The sequence below is a fragment of the Paenarthrobacter aromaticivorans genome (assembly GCF_019038615.1).
In the GTDB taxonomy this organism is placed as follows: Bacteria; Actinomycetota; Actinomycetes; order Actinomycetales; family Micrococcaceae; genus Arthrobacter; species Arthrobacter aromaticivorans.
In genome coordinates this window covers 335,879-360,069 of the sequence record NZ_JAHOPC010000001.1, presented here as the reverse complement: position 1 = coordinate 360,069, position 24,191 = coordinate 335,879, and the positions used below count along the sequence as shown (strand labels likewise).

The 24,191-nt window shown below is 61.1% G+C and carries 24 protein-coding genes; 17 read left to right on the top strand and 7 right to left on the bottom strand.

Features of this window, described 5'->3' with window-relative positions; genetic code table 11:
• Positions 1 to 87: 87 nt before the first annotated feature.
• Both KSW38_RS01700 and KSW38_RS01695 read left to right on the top strand, forming a co-directional pair.
• Positions 88 to 636: a hypothetical protein gene (locus KSW38_RS01700; protein ID WP_216922058.1), complete on the top strand. Its 549-nt coding sequence runs from the start codon at positions 88 to 90 to the stop codon at positions 634 to 636.
• Positions 637 to 667: 31 nt separating this feature from the next.
• The gene (locus tag KSW38_RS01695; protein WP_216922055.1) at positions 668 to 1,045 is read left to right on the top strand and encodes a cupin domain-containing protein; all 378 of its coding nucleotides are present in this window, start codon (positions 668 to 670) and stop codon (positions 1,043 to 1,045) included.
• A gap of 178 nt (positions 1,046 to 1,223) precedes the next feature.
• On the opposite strand, the gene KSW38_RS01690 is transcribed toward KSW38_RS01695, so the two are convergent.
• Positions 1,224 to 2,321, bottom strand: a complete 1,098-nt coding sequence (locus tag KSW38_RS01690) for a LacI family DNA-binding transcriptional regulator (protein ID WP_216922052.1) — start codon at positions 2,319 to 2,321, stop codon at positions 1,224 to 1,226.
• Positions 2,322 to 2,501: 180 nt separating this feature from the next.
• Here KSW38_RS01690 and KSW38_RS01685 point away from each other — a divergent pair, with 180 nt between their 5' ends.
• The 5 genes from KSW38_RS01685 (at position 2,502) to KSW38_RS01665 (ending at position 7,298) form a co-directional block, all read left to right on the top strand.
• Positions 2,502 to 3,368 carry an ABC transporter substrate-binding protein gene (locus KSW38_RS01685; protein ID WP_216922049.1) on the top strand — a complete coding sequence of 289 codons (867 nt, stop codon included), beginning with the start codon at positions 2,502 to 2,504 and terminating at the stop codon, positions 3,366 to 3,368.
• A 92-nt stretch (positions 3,369 to 3,460) separates the two neighbouring features.
• Positions 3,461 to 4,249 (top strand): amino acid ABC transporter permease, encoded by a 789-nt coding sequence (locus tag KSW38_RS01680; protein ID WP_216922046.1) that lies wholly within the window; start codon positions 3,461 to 3,463, stop codon positions 4,247 to 4,249.
• Positions 4,246 to 5,094 (top strand): amino acid ABC transporter ATP-binding protein, encoded by an 849-nt coding sequence (locus KSW38_RS01675; protein ID WP_308169270.1) that lies wholly within the window; start codon positions 4,246 to 4,248, stop codon positions 5,092 to 5,094. Before KSW38_RS01680 ends, KSW38_RS01675 begins: the two co-directional genes overlap by 4 nt.
• Positions 5,094 to 6,137 carry a Gfo/Idh/MocA family protein gene (locus KSW38_RS01670; protein WP_216922043.1) on the top strand — a complete coding sequence of 348 codons (1,044 nt, stop codon included), beginning with the start codon at positions 5,094 to 5,096 and terminating at the stop codon, positions 6,135 to 6,137. Before KSW38_RS01675 ends, KSW38_RS01670 begins: the two co-directional genes overlap by 1 nt.
• 48 nt (positions 6,138 to 6,185) lie before the next feature.
• Positions 6,186 to 7,298 carry an NAD(P)/FAD-dependent oxidoreductase gene (locus KSW38_RS01665; protein ID WP_216922040.1) on the top strand — a complete coding sequence of 371 codons (1,113 nt, stop codon included), beginning with the start codon at positions 6,186 to 6,188 and terminating at the stop codon, positions 7,296 to 7,298.
• Positions 7,299 to 7,495: 197 nt separating this feature from the next.
• On the opposite strand, the gene KSW38_RS01660 is transcribed toward KSW38_RS01665, so the two are convergent.
• Positions 7,496 to 8,101, bottom strand: a complete 606-nt coding sequence (locus KSW38_RS01660; protein ID WP_216922037.1) for a TasA family protein — start codon at positions 8,099 to 8,101, stop codon at positions 7,496 to 7,498.
• Positions 8,102 to 8,411: 310 nt separating this feature from the next.
• On the opposite strand from KSW38_RS01660, the gene KSW38_RS01655 reads away from it, so the two are divergent.
• On the top strand, positions 8,412 to 8,852 hold the full coding sequence (locus KSW38_RS01655; protein WP_216922035.1) for an iron chaperone: 441 nt from the start codon (positions 8,412 to 8,414) through the stop codon (positions 8,850 to 8,852).
• A 366-nt stretch (positions 8,853 to 9,218) separates the two neighbouring features.
• On the opposite strand, the gene KSW38_RS01650 is transcribed toward KSW38_RS01655, so the two are convergent.
• The 5 genes from KSW38_RS01650 to KSW38_RS01630 form a co-directional block, all read right to left on the bottom strand.
• Positions 9,219 to 10,715: a glycoside hydrolase family 32 protein gene (locus KSW38_RS01650; RefSeq protein WP_216922032.1), complete on the bottom strand. Its 1,497-nt coding sequence runs from the start codon at positions 10,713 to 10,715 to the stop codon at positions 9,219 to 9,221.
• A 79-nt stretch (positions 10,716 to 10,794) separates the two neighbouring features.
• On the bottom strand, positions 10,795 to 12,408 hold the full coding sequence (locus tag KSW38_RS01645) for an ABC transporter substrate-binding protein (protein WP_216922029.1): 1,614 nt from the start codon (positions 12,406 to 12,408) through the stop codon (positions 10,795 to 10,797).
• A gap of 40 nt (positions 12,409 to 12,448) precedes the next feature.
• Positions 12,449 to 13,408: a carbohydrate ABC transporter permease gene (locus tag KSW38_RS01640; protein WP_216922026.1), complete on the bottom strand. Its 960-nt coding sequence runs from the start codon at positions 13,406 to 13,408 to the stop codon at positions 12,449 to 12,451.
• 7 nt (positions 13,409 to 13,415) lie between these two features.
• The gene (locus KSW38_RS01635; protein WP_308169269.1) at positions 13,416 to 14,390 is read right to left on the bottom strand and encodes an ABC transporter permease; all 975 of its coding nucleotides are present in this window, start codon (positions 14,388 to 14,390) and stop codon (positions 13,416 to 13,418) included.
• Positions 14,391 to 14,504: 114 nt separating this feature from the next.
• Positions 14,505 to 15,527 (bottom strand): LacI family DNA-binding transcriptional regulator, encoded by a 1,023-nt coding sequence (locus tag KSW38_RS01630; RefSeq protein ID WP_216922024.1) that lies wholly within the window; start codon positions 15,525 to 15,527, stop codon positions 14,505 to 14,507.
• Positions 15,528 to 15,908: 381 nt separating this feature from the next.
• Between KSW38_RS01630 and KSW38_RS01625 the strand changes: the two genes are divergently transcribed.
• The 9 genes from KSW38_RS01625 to KSW38_RS01585 all read left to right on the top strand — a co-directional run bounded on the left by KSW38_RS01625 (position 15,909) and on the right by KSW38_RS01585 (position 23,422).
• Positions 15,909 to 16,463 carry an RNA polymerase sigma factor gene (locus tag KSW38_RS01625; RefSeq protein WP_216922021.1) on the top strand — a complete coding sequence of 185 codons (555 nt, stop codon included), beginning with the start codon at positions 15,909 to 15,911 and terminating at the stop codon, positions 16,461 to 16,463.
• Positions 16,460 to 17,347, top strand: a complete 888-nt coding sequence (locus KSW38_RS01620) for a hypothetical protein (RefSeq protein ID WP_216922018.1) — start codon at positions 16,460 to 16,462, stop codon at positions 17,345 to 17,347. Before KSW38_RS01625 ends, KSW38_RS01620 begins: the two co-directional genes overlap by 4 nt.
• Before the next feature lie 9 nt (positions 17,348 to 17,356).
• The gene (locus KSW38_RS01615) at positions 17,357 to 17,782 is read left to right on the top strand and encodes a CoA-binding protein (RefSeq protein WP_216922015.1); all 426 of its coding nucleotides are present in this window, start codon (positions 17,357 to 17,359) and stop codon (positions 17,780 to 17,782) included.
• An 83-nt stretch (positions 17,783 to 17,865) separates the two neighbouring features.
• Positions 17,866 to 18,744 carry a polysaccharide deacetylase family protein gene (locus KSW38_RS01610; protein ID WP_308169268.1) on the top strand — a complete coding sequence of 293 codons (879 nt, stop codon included), beginning with the start codon at positions 17,866 to 17,868 and terminating at the stop codon, positions 18,742 to 18,744.
• A gap of 23 nt (positions 18,745 to 18,767) precedes the next feature.
• Positions 18,768 to 19,178 carry an MmcQ/YjbR family DNA-binding protein gene (locus KSW38_RS01605; RefSeq protein ID WP_216922010.1) on the top strand — a complete coding sequence of 137 codons (411 nt, stop codon included), beginning with the start codon at positions 18,768 to 18,770 and terminating at the stop codon, positions 19,176 to 19,178.
• Positions 19,179 to 19,294: 116 nt separating this feature from the next.
• A complete protein-coding gene (locus KSW38_RS01600; protein WP_216922008.1) occupies positions 19,295 to 19,921 on the top strand; it encodes a hypothetical protein in 627 nt (208 codons plus the stop codon).
• Between the two features lie 176 nt (positions 19,922 to 20,097).
• On the top strand, positions 20,098 to 21,507 hold the full coding sequence (ngcE, locus tag KSW38_RS01595; protein WP_216922006.1) for an N-acetylglucosamine/diacetylchitobiose ABC transporter substrate-binding protein: 1,410 nt from the start codon (positions 20,098 to 20,100) through the stop codon (positions 21,505 to 21,507).
• The gene (locus KSW38_RS01590; protein WP_223947838.1) at positions 21,504 to 22,529 is read left to right on the top strand and encodes a carbohydrate ABC transporter permease; all 1,026 of its coding nucleotides are present in this window, start codon (positions 21,504 to 21,506) and stop codon (positions 22,527 to 22,529) included. Before ngcE ends, KSW38_RS01590 begins: the two co-directional genes overlap by 4 nt.
• Positions 22,529 to 23,422 carry a carbohydrate ABC transporter permease gene (locus KSW38_RS01585; protein WP_216922004.1) on the top strand — a complete coding sequence of 298 codons (894 nt, stop codon included), beginning with the start codon at positions 22,529 to 22,531 and terminating at the stop codon, positions 23,420 to 23,422. Before KSW38_RS01590 ends, KSW38_RS01585 begins: the two co-directional genes overlap by 1 nt.
• Positions 23,423 to 24,191: the final 769 nt, after the last annotated feature.

The following is a 24,191-nucleotide window of genomic DNA, read 5'->3' as shown; positions in this document are numbered from 1 at the left end:
CCCTTAAATAGGGGATGCTCCCCATCCTTTCCCGCTGCCGTCGCCGCATGCTTTGACTATCCGCAAAACACCATTGGGAGGTGCGGAATGAAGCAGCAATCAACAGCAGGCAACGTCCTCAATCATGAAATCGCTGTGACAGTCCATCAACATGCCACTGTCCCGGCGGACATCGTTTTCGACGTCCTCGCTAATCTGTCCCATCACATGTTGTGGGGAGGGGCCGAGGCATCCACGCTTCTGTCTATGCAGGCCCCTCCAGGGCAGGCAACCGCCGGAACGGAGTTTACCTCGACGGCTGAGGACCGAATCTGCCGGATGAGGGATTCGTCTGTGGTCACGGAAGCGCTTCGGCCCTGGATGTTTGAACGGGTCACGGAGTCCGCTGTGGAGTCAAAAAAGCATGGGACAAAGGCTTCTTGGCTCTTGGTCCACCGTTACGAAATTGAAGCGGCCGCGGAACAGAGCGACGTCAGCTACACCTGCCGGCTGGTGCGAGCCAGTGGGCTGCCGGGTCCGCTGGCCATGTTTGGGTTTCCTGTTCTCAGGTCACTCGCAATGCACGAGTGGGCGCGGGCAAACAAGGAAGGATTGGGCCGGCTCATCGCTGCGGCTGAAACCTCGGTGCGGGCCTGAACCCGCGCTATCACAAAGAAGGAGCAAGGCAATGGCAAAGTTATCGATTGATGACGAAAGCGCCCGCGTTGAGCGCATGACCGGCTATGAGGGCCGATATCGGGAGGCGGACGGATACACCATCGCCTTCGAAAGGTTCGAAGAGGGAGGCGACTTCACGCCGTTCTATAAGGGTCTGCCGGATGACCGGTGCCAAAGCCACCACTGGGGTTACGTTGTTAAGGGCCGACTCACTATGCACCTGCCTGATGGCGACGAGATCGTAGAAGCCGGCGAGGCGTACTACACGCCGCCAGGGCACACTGATGAGCTTGATCCGGGGACCATCCTGGTGGAGTTCAGTCCTACGGAAGAACTCGCCCGCACCTTGGCTGTGGTCGAGCAGAACCTGCAATCGGAAGTTGGCTAGGTTGGCAGTTAAGCCAGGATTCACGACGGCGGCGGACAGCCCCGCGGGAATGGCTGCCGACGTCGTGGTTTCCGGGCTAGGACAACGCTCTCTGCAGATTCGATGCGCGCTCCGCTTCCTCACCTGATGCTTCCAGTGTGGTCGTCTTCTGCAGCCGCGCAAGGGTTTTTGGCAGTGGCTAGCTGCCAGCCTGGCTGAGCACGCCGACGTCCTTCGGCGAACCGACTGAGCCGCGCCGCACGAGTCGTGCCTCCAACGGCGGTCCAGCGGGTGAGGAAGATTTCCTGCCCTCAATCTGCCGGATCAACGCGGTAGCGGCAGCCATTCCCATGTCGTAGACGGGCTGCGCGATGACGGTTAGTGGGGGAGTGGTGAGCCGGGTCCAGGCGAAATCGTCGTACATGATCAGGGAAACATCCGAGGGGATGGAGAGGCCTGATTCCTGGATAGCCTCCACAACGCTCAAGGCAATGAGGCCGTCGGAGGCAATGATGGCCGTGGCAGCGTCCGGTCCCTTCAGCAGGTCACGGGTGATTCGCATGATGGAATCGGCGTCGCCGGCATTGAGCCGGACCAGGTCCATCGGCTGGCTGAGGCCTTCCTCTTCGAACGCACGGCGGATTCCCTCAAGACGGTCCGAGATTTGCGAGGAATCCAGCGACATCCCCGCGACGTAAGGCCCGTCTGTCCGAACGGTTGAGACGAAGGCGATGCGTCGATGACCTGCTTCGATGAGGTACTTGGTGGACTCGTAGGAGATGGTGCCCATGTCCACGGCAAAGGTCTCGACATCGAGTCCCTCGGCGGCGCGGTCCAGCAGGACCAGGGGCCGGCCAGAGTCGCGGACTTCCTTCAGGTGTGCGGTTTCCACGGATGAGGCCGGAGCCACGATCAGCCCGTCAACGCGCTTGTCCAAGAGCACCTGCACGGCGTCCACCTCGGCGGCCCGTTCTTCATCGGTGTTGATCAGGATGACGTTGTAGCCGCTCTTCTTTGCGGTGTCGGTGATGCCCCTCGTAGCAAGGCCGAAGTGCGGGTTTTCGATATCGCCCACCACCACGCCAATGGTGTTGGATTTGCCGGTGTTCATGCTTCGCGCAAGCTCGTTGGGGCGGTAGCCAAGCCCTTCGGCAGCGGCGAGAACCCGCTCCCGGACGTCCTCGCTGACAGCACCATAGTTGCCTAACGCGCGGGCGGCTTGGGCCTTGGAGACCTGCGCGGCTTTGGCGACGTCGGCAACCGTTACGTCCCGCCGTCGGGATCCTTCACTGCTCATGTTCACCTTTCCGAAGTGGTGTTGACGCGGCTTGTGACTTCCGCTACATTTTTCATCAATCGATGTGAGTCCGGTCTCAATCCTAGGGGCTGAGACCGGACTCAACAAGACCCCGCATCGAGTTAGACCCCAAAAGCGGCCCAGACAGCACCGCTGGCCCTCCCACGATTGGACAACGCTGTGATCAAACTGAACTTCCGCCCGGCAGCGCTCGCAGCAGCAGCGCTGGCGGCTATCCTCGCCCTCTCCGGCTGCGGCGGATCCTCCGCCGGGACCTCGAGCTCGGCCGAGAACCCCTATGGCCTGATCGAACCCGGAACCATCCGGGTCGCAAGCCTCGGCGATGCCAAGCCGTATACCTTCACGGACGGCTCGGGTAACTTCACGGGCTTCGATGTTGAACTCTTCAAGGACGTAGCCCACCGTGCCGGCGTGGACAAGGTTGTCTTCACCGGACAGGACTTCTCCGGCCTGCTCGCTGCCGTAGCCAATGGACAGTTCGACGTCGGCGTCGCAGCCATTGGCATCACGGACAAGCGCAAGGAAACCGTTGACTTCTCCGACGGCTACCTGGCTGGATACCTGACTGTCATCACCACCAAGACATCAGGCATCAAGGACGTCAACGGCCTGTCCGGCAAGCGCCTGGGCGTCGTCCAGGGCACGCTCCAGGAAGCCTACGCGGTCAAGAACTTTACCTCCGCCCAGCTGGTCCGCTTCCCGGACAACAACACCGCAATCTCCGCCGTCAACAGCGGCGCAGTGGACGCCCACTTCCTGGACTACGAGGCAGCCAAGGCGTACCAGGAGCAGTTCGGACTGGTCAGTGCAGCTGACATCCCGTCCTTCGACGCCCCGGCAGGCTTTGCCATTGCCAAGAACAAGCCCGCCTTCAAGGAAGCCTTGAACAAGGGCCTTGCCGCGGCCATGGAAGACGGCACATGGAAGAAGCTCTACCAGAAGTGGTTCCCGGGCTCGCCGATGCCTGAGCAGTACCTGCCCAAGGCCGAGCAGACCTCCAGCCCGTCGCCAACGGCTGCCAAGTAGCGCGACAGCCAACTCAACAACATGGCCGGGCGCGCCACACCCGCAGCCCGCCCGGCCATCCCGAAAAACCAACAAACGTCTGAGAGCACTCAATGGATTGGCTCAATACCATCAGCCGCACGTTCTTCGATGTCGATTCGATGATCGAAGTACTGCCCCAACTCCTGGGAGTTGGACTCCTCAACACCCTGATCATCTCCATCGCAGCAACCATCCTCGGCGTAGTGATGGGCATGGTGGTGGCCGTCATGGGGATCTCGCGGTCCAAGTGGCTGCGTATCCCGGCGAGGATCTACACAGACCTCTTCCGTGGCCTGCCCGCAATCCTCACCATCCTCCTGATCGGCCAGGGCTTTGCGCGGTTCAGCCAGTCAGTGTTTGGACCATCGCCCTACCCGTTGGGAATCATCGCGCTGAGCCTGATCGCCAGCGCCTACATCGGAGAAATCTTCCGTGCCGGTATTCAGAGCGTGGACAAAGGCCAAGGCGAGGCATGCCGCGCCCTGGGCATGAGCTACTCAAAGTCCATGGCACTGGTAGTGGTGCCGCAAGGCGTACGCCGGGTGCTGCCCGCCCTGGTGAACCAGTTCATTGCAATCGTCAAAGACTCTTCCTTGGTCTACTTCCTGGGGCTTTTGGTCAGCGAACGTGAACTGTTCCGTGTGGGCCAGGACGCTGCAGTGCTCTCAGGCAACCTCTCACCGCTGGTCATGGCAGGCATCTTCTACCTGGTGATCACTGTGCCCCTGACCCACCTGGTCAACTACTTCGACAACAAGTTCCGCACCGGGCGCCGCCGTCCCGCAGCCCCAACCAGCGGGCTGAAGGAAGTCAAGGAACTCGACGCGGCATCGCCGCTCATCACCGGGAGCAACACGTGAACCTCACAAGCAGCAGCAATACTGCCAGCAGCAGCACCAGCACCAACATGTCGGCAGACAAGTCAACCGCCAAGGACAAGGCAGCCTCAAACAACCCCGCCGCCGACGTCCAGACGTTCCACGGCTCCAGCCTGGAACTGCGGAACCTAACCATGGCTTATGGCGACGTCGAGGTCCTCCGCAACGTGAGCCTCACTGTTGCCCCGGGAACCACCACGTGCATCATCGGTCCATCCGGTTCCGGCAAGTCCACCCTCTTGCGCGGCGTCAACCGTCTGCACGAACCCAAGAGCGGGGACGTGCTTCTGGCCGGCGAAAGCGCCCTCAAGGTCAAGCCGGACATCCTCCGCGCCCGCATCGGCATGGTGTTTCAGCACTTCAACCTCTTCCCGGACCACACAGCCCTCGAGAACGTGGCCCTCGCACTCTGGAGCGTCAAGGGAATGTCCAAGAAGGAGGCACGGGAACGAGCCCAGCGCCGGCTCGCGGAAGTGGGCCTCGCCGAACGCGCCGACCACCGGCCACGCGACCTCTCCGGCGGTCAGCAGCAACGCGTAGCCATCGCCCGTGCACTCGCCATGGAACCCGAAGTCATGCTCTTCGACGAAGCCACCAGCGCGCTGGATCCGGAACTCGTCAAAGGTGTTTTGAACCTCATGGCTGGCCTCGGCCGCCGCGGCATGACCATGCTGGTGGTCACGCACGAGATGGGCTTTGCCCGCAAGGTTGCCGATCAAGTGGTCTTCATGGACGAGGGCGAAGTGGTGGAGGTCGGCACCCCGGCCGAACTCTTCGACAACCCGCGCAGCGAACGCCTGCAGCGCTTCCTTTCGGAAGTCCTGTGATGGGAGAGTCAACAGCCGCACCGATCCGGACCGCCGTCGTCGGGTTTGGCGTCTCAGGCAAGGTCTTCCATGCCCCACTGATCGCAGCAGATCCGAACTATTCGCTGGACGTCATCGTGACGGCGGACCCGGAACGTGCAGCAGAGGCCGCGCGGCTCTACCCGCAAGCACGCATCGTGCCCACCCCGGAGCAGATGTTCGCCCTGGCTGGCAGCCTCGATCTCGTGGTGTTGGGAACGCCACCGCTCACGCACCTCGAACTCGGTGCCACTGCGATCGCCTGCGGCCTGAACGTTGTGGTGGACAAGCCTTTCGTCACCAGCGTCGCCCACGGTGAGGAACTGGCCGTGCGCGCGTCCGACGCCGGTGTGCAGCTAACGGTCTTCCAGAACCGCCGGTGGGACGCCGACTTCCTGACGTTGCGCAAACTGCTGCAGGAAGGGGCGCTGGGCGAAGTACGGACTTTTGAGTCACGGTTTGAATGGTGGCGGCCCGAAGGCTTCGGGAACTGGCGCGATACGTCAACACTTGCCGAAGGCGGTGGCATCCTGCACGACCTGGGCGCCCACTTGATCGACCAAGCCATCCAGCTGTTCGGACCTGTGGAGGAAAGCTACGGCGAAACCGCAAACCATGGCCCCCATCCCGGCGCGGCGGACACTGAGGCCTTCGTGTCCCTACTCCACGAGTCAGGGGTGCGGTCCCGGCTGTGGATGAACGGCATGGCGGCCCAGGTTGGCCCGCGGTTCCACGTCCTCGGATCAAAAGCGGGCTACACCAAATGGGGACTCGACAGCCAGGAACCTGCACTCGCAGCCGGTGTCACGCCGTCGGACGCTTCTTATGGCAACGACCCCCAGGAGTCTTGGGGGCTTCTGGGAGTTGACGGTTCAGCCACACCCCTACCTGCAGAAAAGGGCGCCTACCCGCAGTTCTACGCAGAACTGGCAGCCTGCCTCCGTGGCCAAGGGCGGCTCCCCGTCGCCCCGGCCGAGGCTCTGGAAACGCTCAAAATCATCGAAAACATCCACGCCTTCGCGTAAGCGCAAGAGCGTCCCAAACATCCACAAGCACGAAAGAAAGGGAGAACTATGTCCTCCACCAAGCACGTCGCCGTCATCGGGGGCGGCATCCTGGGCGTTTCCACCGCCGTTCACCTGCTCCGCGGGGGAGCTTCCGTGACGCTCCTTACCGAGCAGGGCCTGGCAAGCGAGGCCACGGGCCGTTCACTGTCCTGGCTCAACTCAGCCGGCGAAAGGTCCACCCCTTACCACCAGCTGCGCCTGGCCGGCGTGGATCGGTACCGGACACTGTTCGCCGCCGATCCCACCCGCGAGTGGCTGCAGTTCGGCGGAGGCCTCATGTGGAACGCGGCCGGCCAGCGTGAGGTGACGGAGGCCCGCCACGCTTACGAACAGTCGATTGGGTACGACTCCAAACTTCTCGCCCCTGAAGAGATCGCATCGGTGACGCCCGGCATCGACGCCAGCGCTGTTCCCGAGAACGCCATCTTCAACCCTGGTGAGGGTTGGGTCAGCCTGCCGGACCTGGTCAACTTCCTGATGGAGGAGTTCCACGCCCTCGGTGGCCAGCTCATCCTCAACGCGGGTAAAGTCCAGGTGACGCTCGACGGTGGCCGGGCCAGCGGCGTCGAGACTGCTTCAGGGGAGACCTATTCAGCCGATGCCGTGCTCGTCGCTTGCGGTGCGGCGACGCCCGCCGTCGTGAAGCCGCTCGGTGTGGAAATCCCCAATGGTTCCCCGGTCTCCATGCTGGTGGTCACCAAACCCGTGGAGCACCAGGTGAAGGCAGTGATGAATACGCCACGTGCGGCCGTTCGTCCCAACCCGGGGAACACTTTCGCCCTGGACCACGACTGGTATGAAGACCGGATCACCGAACACGCCGACGGCTCCTTCAGCATCCCGGACGAGGTTGTCCAGGAACTTGCGGACGAATCCTCCAAGCTGATTGCCGGCAACCCGGAACTCAAGCCTGCGTCCTGGAAGATCGGCTACAAGCCCATCCCCGGCGATGGTGAGCCCGTCTTCGGTGAACTGGGCCAAGTGCCCGGGTGCTTTGTAGCCTTCACGCACTCGGGCGCCACGTTGGGACTCATTGCAGGCGAGCTGTTGTCCGGAGAGATCCTGACAGGCAAGAAGCACCCTATGCTGGCAACATTCCGGCCAGGACGTTTCTCCTAGCGGTTACCCCTTTTATAAGCCGCCTCAACTAAACAAGCCTCCTTAACAAGGGCCAACGGCCCCGATACGCCGTCTGCATAAGCGTGTCGGGGCCGTTGGAGTCTCTATGGGAAATAGTCCGCCGGGACTGGTCGGGCTGGGGGGAAGGAAACCGACCAGGCCCGGCGGGGCTCTGTTTGTTGATTCTTGGACTGGTGTTACTTGGTGGTTTCGGTGCGTTGGGTGCCGGTGAAGGCGAAGCCGATGGTGCTGGTGGCGCCTTGGAAGGTGTCGTTCGCGGTGGTGGGGAACGCGGTGGTGACCTTGAGGTAGTCGGTTTTGGCCGGGGCCAGGGCGGTGAGGTTGTTCAGGACCTTGTTCGCGGTGATGACCGGGGCGGCGGCCATGACCGTGGTCTTGGTGCCGGAGCAGGTGTAGGGGGCTGCGGCGCCGGTCCAGGCGACCGAGCAGTTCTCGATGGTCAGCTGCAGGCCGTTGCTTACGTCGGTGGTGAGCAGGGAGGCGGTGGCCCCGGCGGAGGTGGTGAGGGTGACGTTGTTCAAATCCGAGTTGCCGGTGTTGGCCAGGGTGACGAGCTTTTCGACCTTGTCTCCGGGCAGCAGGCCCGCGATGGGGACGTTGAGGGTGTTGTTCGCTCCGGTGCCCAGGGCGATGGTGACGGTGCCGGCGGTGACTTGCTGGCTGGCCGAGGTGGAGGACGTGAACGCGCCGTAGGTTCCCATGCCGGCCACGGCGGCTGCGGTGCCGAGCAGTGCGACGGAAGCGAGGACTTTGCCGGAGGTGGTCTTGAGGCTGATGGCCATGGGAATCAGTGTCCTTTCGGGAGGCCACCGCTACCGGGTCGGCCGTTTGGTTTGCCGGCCCTGAGTGGCTGACAAGAAACACTGTGCCGGGCCCGGATCAAGAACCACTCCTGCAGTCCATCAACACTCGCTCAGGAAAAGATCAAGGGATTTGCCCGTCCATCCGATCGAAAACGTCGTGCTCCCTTGAGCTGCTTGGATACGTCTGAGCAGTCTTGAAGAAGTCGAGCAGTTTTGAAGAAGCCCGGTGCTTGGCGCGGACCTATCGTTGAAATATCCGAACGATTTCCAGCAGCGAGAGGGGCCTGCCATGACGGAGACCGGAACTACCAAGTCCTACGACGGATTCAGCGAGGACGAACGCGCCGCGATGAAGGAGCGTGCGCAAGAACTCAAAAAGACCAAGAAGGCTTCCAAAGCCGACGGCGAGAGCGATGTCCTGGAAAAGATCGCCGAGATGCCGCCGGCAGACAAGGCCATTGCGCAGCGACTCCACGCGCTGATCCGGGAGCACGCGCCGGAGCTTTCCCCGAAGACCTGGTACGGAATGCCGGCGTATGCCAAAGACGGAAAGAACATCGTCTTCTTCAAGAGCGCAGACAAGTTCAAGAGCAGGTATGCCACTCTCGGCTTCGAAGAGAGCGCGATGCTCGATGACGGCAGCATGTGGCCAACATCGTATGCCCTGACTGAGCTCACCCCGGAGCTTGAATTAAGGATCGTCGAGCTGATCAAGAGAGCGGTCGGCTAGCGGAGCGGAACCGGCGACGACGGCGACCTTCACCTTGGTAGGTGACGGCCGCCGTCGTACTCGTTAATCCAAAACCAGCCTAACTTGGCGGCTGATCCGGCTGATGTGTGGGGTCTGGATGTGGTGGAACGGGACCAGGATCCGGAACCGGGAGCGGCCCGGGCGTCGGATTTGGACTCGGAATAGGGCTGGGCGGGAACGGGGTAGTGGGATCCGGTGGTGGCTGGACCGGTCCCGGTTCCGGCGGGAACGGCTCAGGTTCGTGAGTCGGAGGAAGCGTCATCATCTCTCCTTTGGAACTCAGGGTTGGTTTTTTCAGCCTACTCCTGCCGGCGCGTCAGCTACAGAACTCCGCAATGCCCGCTGTCAGGCCAACGACGTGAGCTCTAACGAAGGAACTGTCGCTGAACCCCCTGTGGCGTACGCCGATACACTCACACTGTCGGGGGCCGGAAAGATCAGCTCGGTGAGGGTGACTTGGCCGTCTTGGGCGAACACTTCCACTGAGCAGTGGTCAACGAAGATGCGCAGTGAATAGGTTCCGTCTTCGGACTGCAAGGGAGCGGTGTCCATTGATGCAAAGGACTCGTGGAAGGCGGTGTTGCCGGAGGCGGTTCTGTCCACATGGATAAGACCATCGCCGGGCCTGATCCCTATTCTTGTTCCCTTGGCGCCGTTGCCTCGGACGATGAGCCCAAATTCCTCGGCGGAGCCAGGGACAAACCTCACGTCGATGAGTTGCACTGCAGCGCCGCCATCAAGGGGGAGGATGCCGTCGACGTCGAGCTCTTCATAGGCAACGGTGCTGGTTGGAGACCCTTCCTTCTCCCACACGGCCACTTGACTGAGGCGCGGTTGTCCGTTGACGGTCACAAGGGAGACTTCGCGGACCAGGGACATCGGGCTACGCCAGGGCGAGGTGGGGATGGCGCTGCTGTATTGCCAATTGTTCATCCAGGCGATCATGAGCCGGCGTCCGTCGGGCGCGTCATTGAATGACACGGCTGCATAGTAGTCCCTGCCCCAGTCCAGCCATTGGTACTCGGAAAGTCGCAAGGGGTCCTGCATCCCGTCTGTGACGGTGGTTTCGGAAGTGAAGGTCACGCCGTCGAAGTGGCCAACGAAGTACTGTCCCGAGGAACCGCTGTTGGGGCCGCCGGGGTTGAGGTTGACCGTGAGGACCCATTTGAGTTGGTCCTCGTTGCCGTCCAAGGGCAGCGGGAACAGGTCAGGGCATTCCCACACGCCACCGGTCGCGTTGGCCGGTCCGAAACTGCTCAGGTAGTCCCAGGTCTTCAGGTCATGGGAACGGTACAGGACCACGGTGTGGTCCTGAGCTTCGACGGCGACCATGACCCAGTAGGCTTCATTCGGGCTGTTGTAGCGGAACACTTTGGGGTCACGGAATTCGGGTGAGTTGCGGTTCAGCACGGGGTTTCCGTCATGTTTGGTCCACGTGTAGCCGCCATCGGTGCTGAATGCGAGGGACTGTGCCTGGATGCCGGCGTGCTGGGAGGAGCCTTTGTAGGCGCTGGTGTAAACCGCTACGAGCGGGGACGTGTATTCGGTGCCGAATCCGCTCGTGTTCCCGGCGTCGTGGACGATGCTTCCGGAGAAAATGTCCTCGACCTCGTCGCAGGCAATGGCCACTGGCTGCTCGGTCCAGTCGAGAAGATCGGTTGAGGTGGCGTGGCCCCATGACATGTTTCCCCAGACATTCCCGAAGGGGTTGTTCTGGTAGTAGAGGTGATAGGTGCCGTCGTGGAAGATCAGCCCGTTGGGATCGTTCAGCCACGTGTCTTTGCTGGCGTAGTGCATTGCCGGTCGGAAGGCTTCACGTGTCGGGGCGGATACGGCGGTCATGGATGAAGGTCTCTTTTCTTATGCTGCGGAAGAAGTCAACCAGCGGCCGGGCAGGCCTGTCCTGCCCGGCCGTGGAGGGTTAGGAGTTGCTCTTATAGCGGTCGTAGGCCTGCTGGTAGACCTCGATCATTTTGTCGAGTCCGATGTTCTTCAGCTGGGAGACGTAGCCGTCCCATTCGGTCTCGATGCCGCCGGAGACGATCCATTTGGCGGTGTTTTGTTTCACCAGCGAGGCGGCGTCGGCCTCTACGGTGCTGATCTGCTGCAGTTCCTCGTTGGACAAGGCCACGGGCGGGTAGCCGTCGTTGGCAGCGTAGGGTTTGTAGTTGTCCTCAACGGTCTTTTGCCGTTCGGCTGCCCGGGGCTCCGGGGCCACCACGTTCTTGAAGTTCTCTGCCGTGTTGGCCTTCGGTCCGCCGGGGGCGACTTTTTGGCGGCGTTCACCTTCGCTGGTGCCTGCCGGTGCGGGGATCTGGGTCAGCAGGCCGGTGGCGGCGTCCTTCTGCAGTGTCTCTCCGATGGGGCCCCAGTTGGCCTGGGCAGACTGTACGGGGTCGTAGAGATGGTCGGCCCAGCGCATTGTGGCTGCCGGATACTTGTTGGCCCGGGTGATTGCGAACGCGCCGCGGGCGATCTCCTGGTTGTTGGATTGGCTGGCGAGGTGCTTGCCGTTGACACCTTCGAGCACGGGAACGAGTGAGTAATTGCCGGCACGGTCCGCGCCAACCATTTCCTTGACTTCCCACCAGACGAAGGATCCGAGGTTTTCAGTACTGGCTTTGCCCTTGGCCAGGTATGCCTTGTCGTCCTGGGAGAACGACTCGGGGTCGATCAGTCCTTCCTGGTACCACTCGTGCAGCGTCTGGATGGCTTTCTTGTAGCCTTCCTGCGTGGCGGTGTAGATGACCTTGCCGTCCTGGACGATGCGGTGGTCCATGTTGTCCGGAACCTCACCGAGGGCGGCGATCAGGTCAACAATGTCTCCGCACCAGGAACCGGGCATGAAGCTGAGCGGGATGGTCTTCCCCGTCCCGGAAGCATCGCGTGTCTTGAACGCGAGGAGGGCGTCGTGGAATTCGTCGATGGTCTTGGGCATCGGGATGCCCAGTTTGGCCAGCCATGAGGTGTTGATCGCGATCTCGTTGGGGAATTGCACCAGTCCGAGTTCCTCGATGGAGGGCAGGGAGTAGATATGGCCGTCGGAAGAGGTGATCGCGGCTTTGATGTCGGGCCGGTCTGCGAGGAGCTTGGAGAGATTGGGTGCGTTCTTCTCGATGAGTCCTTCAAGCGGTATGAGTGTGCCGCTTGCCGAGTAAGTGGCGATTTCGGAATCGGTCAGACCGGAGTTGAAGAAGGCGTCGGGCAGGTCCCCGCTGGCGAGGATCAGGTTCTTCTTTTCCTTGAAGACTGCTTCGGGCAGGTTCTCCCATTGAACATGGACGTTGGTGTCCTTTTCCCATTGCTGCACCAGGGACATTGTGTTGTAGTCGGGGGCCAGGGCGGATTTGGTACCCGAGAAGGTCAGCGTGAGTTTGTCTTTCACGATCGGAAGACCGGTTTCCTGGAATCCGAAATCTGCGGAGGCGTCCTTGATGTCTGGGGTGCTGTCCCGGCTGTTGCCCGAGCAGGCAGTGAACGTCAACGTTCCGGCCATCAGGGCGCCGAGGACGGCGAGTTTGCGGCGGTGTGCCATGGTCTTTCCTTTTCTAGGTTGGGGTTGGGAATAGCCGGTGCTACTTGACGGCACCAATCAGGGTGCCTTTGGTGAAGTGCTTCTGCATGAAGGGAAGGGCGATCATGAGCGGGAGGCTGGAGACGACGATCATGGCGTACTTGGTGAGTTCGGCGATCCGCTGTGCTGCGGCGTAGGACTCGATGTCGCCACCGGTGGTGCCGGTAGAGGAGACATCCGATTGGATGAGGATGTTCCGCAGCACCAGCTGCAGAGGGTATTTGGAGTCGTCGTTGAGGAAGATCAGGGCATCGAAGAAGGAATTCCAGTGCGCCACGACATGGACCATGATCATCAGCATGATCAAGGGCTTGGACAGGGGCAGGACCATTTTGAAGAAGAACTTGAAGTCGTTGGCCCCGTCCATTTGGGCTGCTTCCCTAAGCTCGTTCGGGATGGTGTGCTCGAAGAATGACCGCGCGATAATCAGGTTCCAGACTCCGACCGCGCCCGGCAGCACGACGGCCCAGATCGTGTTCAGCATGCCCAGGTCCCGGACTACCAGGTACTTGGTGATGAGGCCTCCGTCGAAAAACATGGTGATGACGAACAGAAGCATGAGCAGCTTCCGTCCGGGCATGTCTTTGCGGGAAAGGGCGTAGGCACCGAACAGGATGGTGGTCACGCTGACTGCCGTGCCAAGCACGGTGTAGATCACAGTGTTGCCAAGGCCATTCCAGATGCGGCTGTCAGCGAAGATGCGTTGGTAGCCCTCCAGCGTAACGCCCGAGGGAAACAGCCAGACTTTTCCTTCGTAGACGGCATTCGGATCGCTGACCGAAGCAATCACGATGAAGTACAGAGGGTAGACCACTGCCGCGATCGAGAGCAGGAGAACGGTGATGGCAATGATGTTGAACGCGGAGTCGGCCCATTTGTCACGCAGTGAGAAGGTGCGTTTGGCGACGGTCTGCGAGGCGGGCAGCGTGCGTTGGGGTTCGGAGGCGGTTTTTATAGTCATAGCCGGATCACCAGAGGGTTGCTTGGTTGGCCTTGCGCGCCACCCAGTTGAAGGTCAGGAGGAGTGCAAGGTTGAGGATGGAATTGAACAGCCCGATGGCTGCCGAGTAGCTGAACTGGGCTTGCTGCAGGCCAGCATGGTAGACGTACGTCTGGATAATTTCCGATGTGGACAAGTTCAGGTTTGTTTGCATGAGCAGGGCCTTTTCGAAACCAACGTTGAGCAGGTTGCCGATCGCCAGGATGAACAGGACCGTGATAACGGGCATGATCCCCGGCAGGTCAATGTGCCGGACGCGCTGGAGTTTGTTGGCGCCGTCCACTTTGGCAGCGTCGTGCAGGGCCGGGTCGATACCGGCCAAGGCAGCCAGATACACGATCATGGCGAAACCGGCGTTCTGCCACACGTCCGAAATGACATAGATAGGCCGGAACCACTCTGCTGAGCCCATGAAGAACACGGGCTCCCCACCGGCGAGTTGGATCGCGTTGTTGACCAAGCCCGATCTGGGTGAAAGCAGGACAAACATGATGCCCACCACCACCACGGTGGAGATGAAAGCAGGGGAGTACAGGACAGTTTGGGTGAATTTCTTGAACCGTTCACTCTGGAGCTGGTTGACGAGCAGCGCCAGAATGATCGGAATCGGAAAAGCCACCAGCAAGCCAAGGACGGCGATCCAGAGCGTGTTGCCAAGGACCTGGCCGAATTGGTAGGAGTTCACAAACCGGACGAAGTGCTGAAGGCCCACCCAAGGACTGCCGGTGAAACCGTCCACAGGGTTGTAGTTCCGGAAGGCAATCTGGACCCCATACATGGGCCAGTATTTGAAGATCAGAATGTAGACCAAAGCAGGCGTCAATAGCACGTATAACTGCCAAGCCCGGAGAACCCTTTTCAAACGTGCCGCGACTGGTTTTCGTGGATTGGCTGCGGTGGGCTTGGGAGTCGATTTCCTGCGAGCTGTGATGGTGCGGCTCACGGTATTTCCTTTGAGGTTTTCATAGAATTTCTTTCCATGAGGGGATAGCCCATGGACCCACGGGGTTATGGGCTGGGTTGAAGTTTGGGGAAGGGGAGAGACCGAAAGCTGGATTCAGTGCCCGGGATGGGCAACAGAGGCCCTGATAACCGGTGGGCAGGAGATCCTTTCCTGCAGACGGGGCGCCTGGGAGTTCTCCACTTCTTCGAGGAGCTTTCGGACGGCCCACCGCCCCATCTCGTAATGGGGGAGCGCGATGGTTGACAGGCCTGGCCAGAGTCCGTCCGCGACGATGTCCAAGTTATCAACGCCCACTATTGAGACGTCCTTGGGAACACTGAGGCCAAGATGAGCGGCGGCTTGGTAGGCGCCCATGGCCATCTGGTCACGGAAACAGAACAGTGCGGTGGGCCGCTCAGGGAGCGACAGCACCTTCAAGGCGCCGTTTCTGGCATCCTCGGTACTGGGCGACGTGGCAACGTAATGATCAGGGTGGCAGGACAAACCGTGGCGGCTCAGCGCCGCGAGGAACCCCTCCAAGCGCCCGTGGGCGGCCGGGATATCGTCGTGGTTGTTGATCATGCCGATGCGGCGGTGGCCGGCGGCAATCAGCAACTCCGCGCCTGCTACACCGGCGCCGACTTCGTCAGGGACTACGGAGGACACCGACGGATCATCGCAGGTGGCATCGAGCAGGATGATGGGACTTCCCCGGAGTTCTTCAGGGATCGAGACGGAGTGGTTGTACATCCGGGCGTAGATGATGCCATCCACTTGGTGCTGCTTGAGTGCCCGGATTTCGCGCCTTTCCAATTCATTGTCCAGACCGGAGTTGACTACCATGAGCAGATAGCCGAGCTCCGAGGCCGCATCCTGAGCCCCTTGAAGCATCGCCCCTGCGAAGGGGGTGGTGACGATCTCGTCGCTCACCAGTCCCAGGATCTGGGACCGCTGGTTCCGCAACCCGCTGGCCAGTCGATTGGGCGCATAGCCCAGCCCATCTGCCACGGACTGCACATGGGCCACCGTTTCAGCGTTGACACGGGAGCGGTGCGTCTCGCTCAGGGCATGGGAAACCGTGGTGACGGAAACTCCAGCTGCCTTCGCTACGTCCTTGATGTTGACCTTGGTCGTCATTGACTCACCTTTGCAAAACGTTTTGTATGTGCCTTGGATCACTGTATGCAAAACGTTTTGTATCTGTCAATGGTTTGATGGCCATGGCCTGACGGCGGGCCCGAACTGGTCCCACAGGAAATGATTCAAAAAAAGTTCGTACCTCGCGTAACCCTTTGGCGTACCCCGACGATTACGTCTTTGAAAGGGCCGAGCTGGAATTTGTCCCCCATCATGTTCCAGCTCGGTTCTTCTCTTTCTTAATGAGATTTTGAGAGACATGATGAGCCATCCTTGGGGTGGCCCGGTTGAGCAGATAGCCTTGGTGGGTTGCCCGTCGAGCAAAGGCGGATGACCTGGCTCCAAGCCCCGGACCTGCCGCCGATCGAAAGTCTCTTAACTGTGACCGACGCATTGACCGACGAAGCGCTCCATGCGCTCAAGGGCAATAACGCGGAACTGTTCAGCGCCGTCTACCAGGCGTACGCCGGACCGGTTCTCGGCTACCTGACGGCTAAAGGCGTCTCAGATCCCGAGGCCATTACACAGGACGTGTTCCTTGCTGTCCTGCCCCGTTTGGATGACATCCGAGGCGGTGCGGGCGGATTGCGGACCTTTGTTTTTTCCGTGGCCCACGCCCGCATGGTGGATGAGCATCGGAAGCAAAGCAGGGCCCCGGAACACCACGAGTTCGCACCGGAGCGCGATCCCCGCCAAGCGGGTTCTGCCGAATCCGAGGCAATGGGCCTCCTGGCTCCCCGCGAGGTCATGAAGCTCCTTGATTACCTCGGGGACGATCAACGGGAGGTCCTGGCCCTCCGGATCGTGGCAGGCCTGACCGTGGAGCAGGTGGCCGACATCATGGGGAAATCCGCCGGCGCGGTAAAGCAACTGCAGCGCAGGGCTTTGATGACGCTCCGTGAGCATTCGGTAGTAAAGGAATACGTGTCCTCATGACATACAGGGATATGGAACGCGAAGATATCGTCGACGAGCTCATGCTCGACGCCGCGCCCACTGACGCGCCCGACCTCCGGCAGGCCCTGCTCTCCATGCGTTCCTTCGCGAACCTCCCAGCACCCGCCCCGAATGCGGCGCTGGCCGCGATGCTCGCCGGACCGCACGATGAAGTCAGCAAGCGCCGTTGGCGACACAAGCACCGGACGGCTGTGGTGAGCGTAGCCGTGGTTGCGGCTATGGGACTCGGCGTAAGTGGTGTGGCCGCTGCCAGTTCCGGATTCACCCGTACGCCTACGTTCGTCGATGAACTGCTGGGCAATTTCGCTCCGCAACCTTCGGCCGCAGCGCCAGCACTGCCCACGCCTGATGCTCCGAAGGTCAGCACCGAACCAGCGCCCCCAGTGGATCCCGCCGCCCTCCCGCCAGCCACCGAATCACCCGCGGTGCCGCGAACTCCGGGGACTTCCGACGCTGCCGTACCGTCAGGCCAGACGCCTGTTCAGCCAGAGCATGGAGTCCAGCCAGCGCCCGGAGTGCAGCCACCGCAGGGAGTGCAGCCAGCCCCTGGGGCGCAAGCGGACGCCGTCGCAAACGTCCCGGTTTCGGGCGCGGCGAGCGAGTTACCCCGCACCGGCCAGACGAAACCTGCAGAAGCAGAACCTCGGGAGTTAAAGCTTGAGGCAAAGCTTTACGAGTCGGTGCTTGGGCAGGCGAGCCTCCTCGAGACTGTTGAACCAACCGCCGCGCCGGCTACGCCCACGCCCGCCGACGGTAATAAACCAACCCAGGCACTCCCATCGCTGGGCGGGAAGCCGGCTCACGAACAGTCCCAGTCCTTCGTGGACAAGCTGAAACAGTGGGCTAGGGGCGCGGGACACTAAGCTTGTTTCATGATGCATGTCAACGATCCGGCCGTGGTGGAACGATTGATGCGAACAAAAGGATGCTGGGCAATCGTCGGGCTTAGCAACAATGAGTGGCGGTCCGCATACGACGTCTCCTTGTACGTTCGCGATCGCATGGGCATGGAGATCATCCCCGTGAACCTCAAGGGCGAGGATGTCCATGGCGAAAAGGGATACAAGTCGCTCGCGGATATTCCTGCGGAGAAACACCCCATTGACGTCGTTGACTGCTTCGTTAACTCCCAACGGGTGGGCGCAGTTATTGATCAGGCAATCGCCATCGGCGCCAAGGCTGTGTGGCTGCAGCTGGGCGTCTTTGACGACGACGCCGTCCAGCGCGCCAGGGATGCAGGTCTGGACGTCGTGGTCAATTCGTGCCCGGCACGTGAAGGCTGGCATTACGGCCTGTAATCGCCAGGTCGATTCCTTTGCTAATCTGCAGCTGAATCATTCTTTGACCTCGAGGGACGGCCATGTGTGGCAACCATTCAGCGGTGCCGAATTCCACCCCTGCCAGGCGGGCCGTTTTAGGGGCATTCGGGGCTTCTCTCGTTGCCGGTTTGAGTGCCTGCGCTGCACCCGAAAGCACAGCACCTGAAACCACGACGCCGGAGCTGTCGCCTGCTTCCGCGTCTGCCTCGCCCGAGGTGCCGGGCCCGAACGGTGCGCTGTCCGTCGGTGGCGAGGTGCCGCCGTCGTACAGTGCAGCGCCAACCCCAACGCCCACCGCCACGAAGCGGATCCGGCGGACGTTCATCCCCGATTACCAGCTGCCGCCGATCGTTGGCGGCCTTGCGCCAGTGATCACCAAGATCGAGACCAAGCACCCGGTAGTGTTCCTGACGATCGACGACGGCAATATTAAGACCCCGGAATCGGTCAGGCTCATGACTGACTATGACTACCCGGCTTCCCTGTTCCTGACCAGGGACACCATCGCCGACAACCCCGCATTCTTCAACGCGTTCAAGGCGCAAGGCAGCCTTGTGGAGAACCACACCGTCACGCACAACATCAATATGGTGCGGCAGTGGGGGTACCAGCAGCAGCTGAACGACATCGTGGGCATGCAGGACTACGCCTTTCAGCATTATGGCCGGCGTCCCACGCTGTTCCGGCCCCCGGGCGGAGCCTATTCCAACGTCATGCGCCAGGCGGTTGCGGCTGCCGGAATGAAGGCGATCATCACGTGGGAGGCGAAGGCGAACGCCGGAAAAATGGACTACCAGGTGGGTAACTCCCTGCGTCCCGGCGACATCGTGCTGATGCATTTCCGTGCCGAGTTCGCCGCGGACTTCGCTGCGTTCCGTGCTGCGCAGCTGGCCGCGGGCCTGGAAGTGGTGCTGCTGGAGGATTTCCTAGGCGTGGCGTAGGGCTGCCCGGGTAGGCTCTCTCCATGGACGTTTCCCAGCTCCGCCGGATCTGCCTGGGCTTTCCCGGGGCCTTTGAAGACTTCCCCTTCGGACCGGAAACGTCCGTGTTCAAGGTGCGGGCCGCCGTCGCTGGTGGAGCGCGGCACGAGGCCAAGATGTTCGCGCTTTCAGCCATGGATCCTGACAATTGGTCGGTGAGCCTGAAGTGCGAGCCCGCGTTGGCCGAGCAACTCCGGGCAGCGCATCCCGAGATCACAGGCGCCTGGCATATGAACAAGACCCACTGGAACGGCGTCCGGCTGGATGGAGCCCTTCCCGACGACATGATCCGGGACATGGTGGAGGACTCGTATGATCTGGTGGTGGCTACGCTAAGCCGGAAGCAACAGGAACAGCTCGGCTGGGCGCGCCTCGTCAGCCGTCCTGGTCTCTAAAGCCGGAATGCCCCGGGCCTGACACGGCCCCCCACCCTCTCCCCACGCCGCTGACATGGGGCTACATTGATAGTGCAAGCCAACGGGCGCAGCTGAAGCTGGTCAGGAGCGGGTTGATGCTGGATCAGGGAACTTTGGACCACTTATGGAACTTTGGCGATCCGGCAGCGTCCGAAGCCAGGTTTCGTGCAGCCATGCTGGAGGAAATCTACGACGCCGATGAGCGGGCGGAGCTTACAACCCAGCTTGGGCGGGCCATCGGTTTGCAGGGTCGGCTCGAGGAAGCCGATGCACTCCTTGACGGAATCGACGGCGACGAACCCACAGTGGGCGTGCGCGTGCTCCTGGAGCGCGGGCGGGTTTTGAACGCCGGCGGGCACGCCGCGATGGCAGTGCCACTCCTCGAGCAGGCTGCCGAGTTGGCTGACCACCTCGGTGAGGAGTTCCTGGCGGTGGACGCGCTGCATATGCTCTCGATTGCGGATACCGCCAATGCCGAGGCCTGGATGCGGAGCGGCCTCGAGTATGCCTCCACGGCCCATCATGAGCGAACCAAGCGATGGATGATTGTTTTGCACACAAGCCTCGGTTGGTTTCTGCACGGTAACGGGCGCTTCACCGAGGCCTTGGTGGAGTTCCAATTAGCTGAACAATGGGCGGAACGACTGGGAACTGAGCGGCAAAGGCTGCTCGCCCGGGAAGCGATTACCGAGTGCGGAAAGGCCCTCGCGGAAGGTCCGTAGAAAGATCACGCTTTGACAAATGTTGATCGAAACTGCCGAGAAATATTGATTTTCGATCATTCGTGGTGAAGTATGTCACACGAAGGTTGGCACTGCAGAGTGGCCAACCCAGACTGTCCGACTTTCCGGCGCCTGCCGCAACAGTCGACATTACGAGTCACTGGAGGGTTACGAAAATGAACGTTCAGCACCAGTCCCTTGGCCGTCGCGGATTCCTCCGCGGGGCACTCGCAGCTGCGGTGCTCGTCCCCATGGGGGGATCCATTGCGTCGTGTGCAGCAGGTGGTGGCGGCACCAGCGCCGGGCCCACGGGCGCCGTCTCTGACACCAACCCCTTCGGCATGGCGGATAAGTCCACCGTCGATGCCGTGATCTTCAAGGGTGGCTACGGCATCGACTACGTCGAGTTCGCCGGCAAGGCCTTCGAAAAGGCCCACTCGGGTTCCACCGCCAAGATTGCCCCGTCCACGGACATCGCGCAGGAGCTCCAGCCGCGTTTCGTCGGCGGCAACCCGCCGGACCTGATCGACAACTCCGGTGCAAAGGCCATTGGCTTCAGCACTATCCTGGCGCAGCTCGAGGACCTCACCAGCGTGGTGGAGGCCAAGAACCTCGAAGGCAAGGTCATCAAGGACACCCTGTACACCGGCGTTCTCGCTCCAGGGACCTTCGAGGGCAAGCTGGCGGCCCTGAACTATGTGCTCACTGTCTACGCCATGTGGTACTCGGACTCCCTGCTCAAGGAAAACGGCTGGACCGTTCCCAAGACCTGGGACGAAATGTACGCACTGGGTGAGCAGGCCAAGGCCAAGGGCAAGTACCTGTTCCTCTGGGGCAAGGAAGCTGCCACTTATTACCAGGAAATGGCGATCGCTTCCGCTATCAAGGAAGGTGGCGACGACGTCCGGTTGGCCTTGGAGAACCTCAAGGCAGACTGCTGGTCGCACCCGGCTATCCAGTCCGTCTTCACGGCCATGGACAAGATCATCAAGGCGGGCTACTTCAAGCCCGGCGGTTCCGGAACGCAGTTCACGGCAGCGCAGGCCCAGTGGAGCAATGCCCAAGAGGCAGTGTTCTACCCGTCCGGTTCGTGGATCGAAAACGAGATGAAGGACCAGACCAAGGCGGACTTCAAGATGACGGGTGCGCCGGTTCCCTCAGTGAGTGCGAGCCCCAAGAAGCCGTACGCCTCGCTGCACAGTGCAGCCGGCGAGCCTTACGTGGTTCCCTCCCAAGGCAAGAATGTTGCCGGCGGCAAGGAATTGCTCCGCGTCATGCTCTCCAAGGAAGCTGCTACCAACTTTGCCAAGACCAAGCTTGCTCCCACCATCGTCAAGGACACCGTCCCGGCCGATGGCTTCGGCTCCACGGCGTTGGTCTCCCAGACAAAGCTGCTCAGCGATGCAGGCGAGAACATCTACACCTGGAACTTCATCGACCTGTACGGCACCAACAAGGACCAGCTCGTCGTCTGGAACACCTTCCTCGATGGCAAGTCGGACGTTGCGACGCTGACCTCCGCCCTCCAGAACATCACCGACAAGGTCCGCAACGACAGCTCGGTCAAGAAGATTGAAGTGAAGTGACCGTAGTGAAAACCAAGCAGAGCCGGAACGACGACGGCCTGGCCGCCGTCGTTCCGGCCATGGCCCCACCGGTTGTGGTGAGGCGCCGGCGCAAGCCGCTGACCTGGGACAAGGTCAGCTTCTTCGCGGTGTTCCTTGGCCTGCCGCTGGCGATCTATCTCTTGTTCGTGATCTGGCCGTTCATCCAGGCCTTCGGGTATTCCTTGACGGACTGGTCGGGTTTTTCGCCCACACAGAACTTCATCGGCTTTGATAACTACGCCAGGATCTTCTCGGACGACATCTTCATGAAGGCGATGGGGAACAACATCCTCCTGGTCATCGTGCTGCCGATCGTCACCATCATTCTGAGCCTGGTGCTCGCCACCATGGTGACCGTTGGCGGGAGCAGCAAGGGCCAGATCAAGGGCCTACGCAATTCCAGCTTCTACCGTGTTGTCTCGTTCTTCCCGTACACCATTCCTGCCATCGCGATCGGCATCATGTGGGGCCAGATCTATGATCCATCCGGTGGCCTGCTCAACGGGATCCTGACCGGCATGGGCCTTGACCAGTTCAAGGACTTCGCGTGGCTGGGCGATAAGAACACGGCCATGACCGCCACCATGTTCGTGATTGTCTGGGGTTTCGTTGGCTTCTACATGGTCCTTTTCGTGGCCGGTATCAAAGGCATTCCTGCTGAGTTGTTCGAGGCCGCAAGGATCGACGGCGCGGGAAGGCTCCGTACTGCCGTGTCCATTACCATCCCGCTTATCAGGGATAACATCCAGACCGCCTACATCTATATGGGCATCCTGGCGCTCGACGCGTTCGTCTACATGGCGGCACTGAACTCCGGCGGTGGTCCGGACAACTCGACGCTCGTGATGGCACAGCAGTTGTTCTTCACAGCTTTCAGCAAGGGGCAATTCGGACTGGCCAGCGCCATGGGCGTTGTCCTGGCTGTGGCCACCCTGATCTTCTCAGGCCTGGTGTTCGTGATTAACCGGCTCACTGGTGGCGACAAGGACGTGAGCATCTAATGACAACAAAAGTCTCAACCCCTGAAATGAAGTCGCTGCACTTCCAGCCGCGCAAGCCCGCCACTACGCCCGGGGACAAACTCGTGGGCGCTGTTTCACACACTGCGCTGACCATTTGGTCGCTCATCGTGATCCTGCCGTTGTTGTGGACGTTCATGTCCTCCTTCAAAACATCCAGCGAGATCTTCGCCTCCCCATTCGCCCTGCCCTCGCAGTGGCGGTTCGATAACTATGTGAAGGCCTGGAGTGAGGCCGGGATCGGGAGCTACTTCCTGAACTCGGTGGTTGTGGTGGGTTCGGCGCTGGTGATCGTCATGGTGCTCGGTGCCATGTGCGCCTACGTCCTGGCGAGGTACACGTTCCCGGGTAGCCGGGCGATCTACTACCTCATGCTGGCCGGCCTGACGTTCCCCATCTTCCTCGCCATGGTCCCGCTGTTCTTCGTGCTGAAGAACATCGGACTGCTGAACACCCTGCCGGGCCTGATTATCGTGTACGTGGGCTTCGCGCTGCCGTTCACAGTGTTCTTCCTGTTCTCCTTCTTCAAGTCGCTGCCGCACGAAATCACTGAAGCAGCAGCACTCGACGGCGCAGGGGAGTGGCGCACGTTCTTCCAGGTCATGCTGCCGATGGCCAAGCCGGGCCTCGCCTCGGTTGCCATCTTCAACTTCCTGGGCCTGTGGAACCAGTTCCTCATCCCTGTATCCATCAACGCTGCCGGGCCGCGCGTTCTCTCGCAGGGCCTCGCTGCCTTCGCCGGCCAGATGGGGTACGCCGTGGACTTCGGGGCACTCTTCGCAGCGGTCACTGTCACGGTGGTTCCGGTCCTGATCGTCTACGTTATCTTCCAGCGCCAGCTGCAAGGCTCGGTTTCACAGGGCACCTCGAAGTAGCACACGCCCGCTAAAAAACAACTGTGAGTCTTGCAGTGGCTGGTCTGGGACTAGCTGGCGGTGTTGATGCCGGTCGTTCTGCTTGGCGCGTGACTCGAAGAAACAATTGCCCCATCGTGGGCGTGTTTTCCCCGATTTGTCCGTGCTGGGTAGAGCGGCCGGTGCTGATCTTTACCACGTCGGTGGCTTGATCAGAGGCTTGCCCAGCCTCTGGAGGTTGTGGCTCATCATAGCTTTGCCTCGAAGTGACTCTTCCCAAGTCCAGTGCCGGTCGTGCTGCGGCCTGTCCTGTCCGTTCGAAAGCAGGAGGGTGGCCGCGTTGACTATCGTTGCGCAGACCCGCCCGTTCGTCATCGGCGTGGACTCTCACGCCCGCACCTTCGCCATCAGCGACGCCGGTACCAACCTACAAATCGAGTGTGAGAAGTTCCCGACCACCCCGGCAGGGATTTTCCCTGCCGCCAGGGTAGGCCGGAGTACAGATGGCGATAAGGGGTGTCTGTGGGCCGTTGGCACCTGTCCAGGCGAACAACTCCGCGATCACCCCACGCCGCGATCACGAACACTGCCGCGAGGAGGACTAAGCCAGCGACACGGACGAGAATACGGCCGAGGAACACACTGGTGATGATCGCTTACGCAAGGGACCACCTCACTTCCTACTTTTCAGCGTCTTCGTCGAGGCCGCGTGGTCCTAGGGACTAAGCTCCCGTCACCGCGCCCACGGCAAGCCCAAAGGCAGAATGGCGGCCTCGGCAACGTGTGGGAG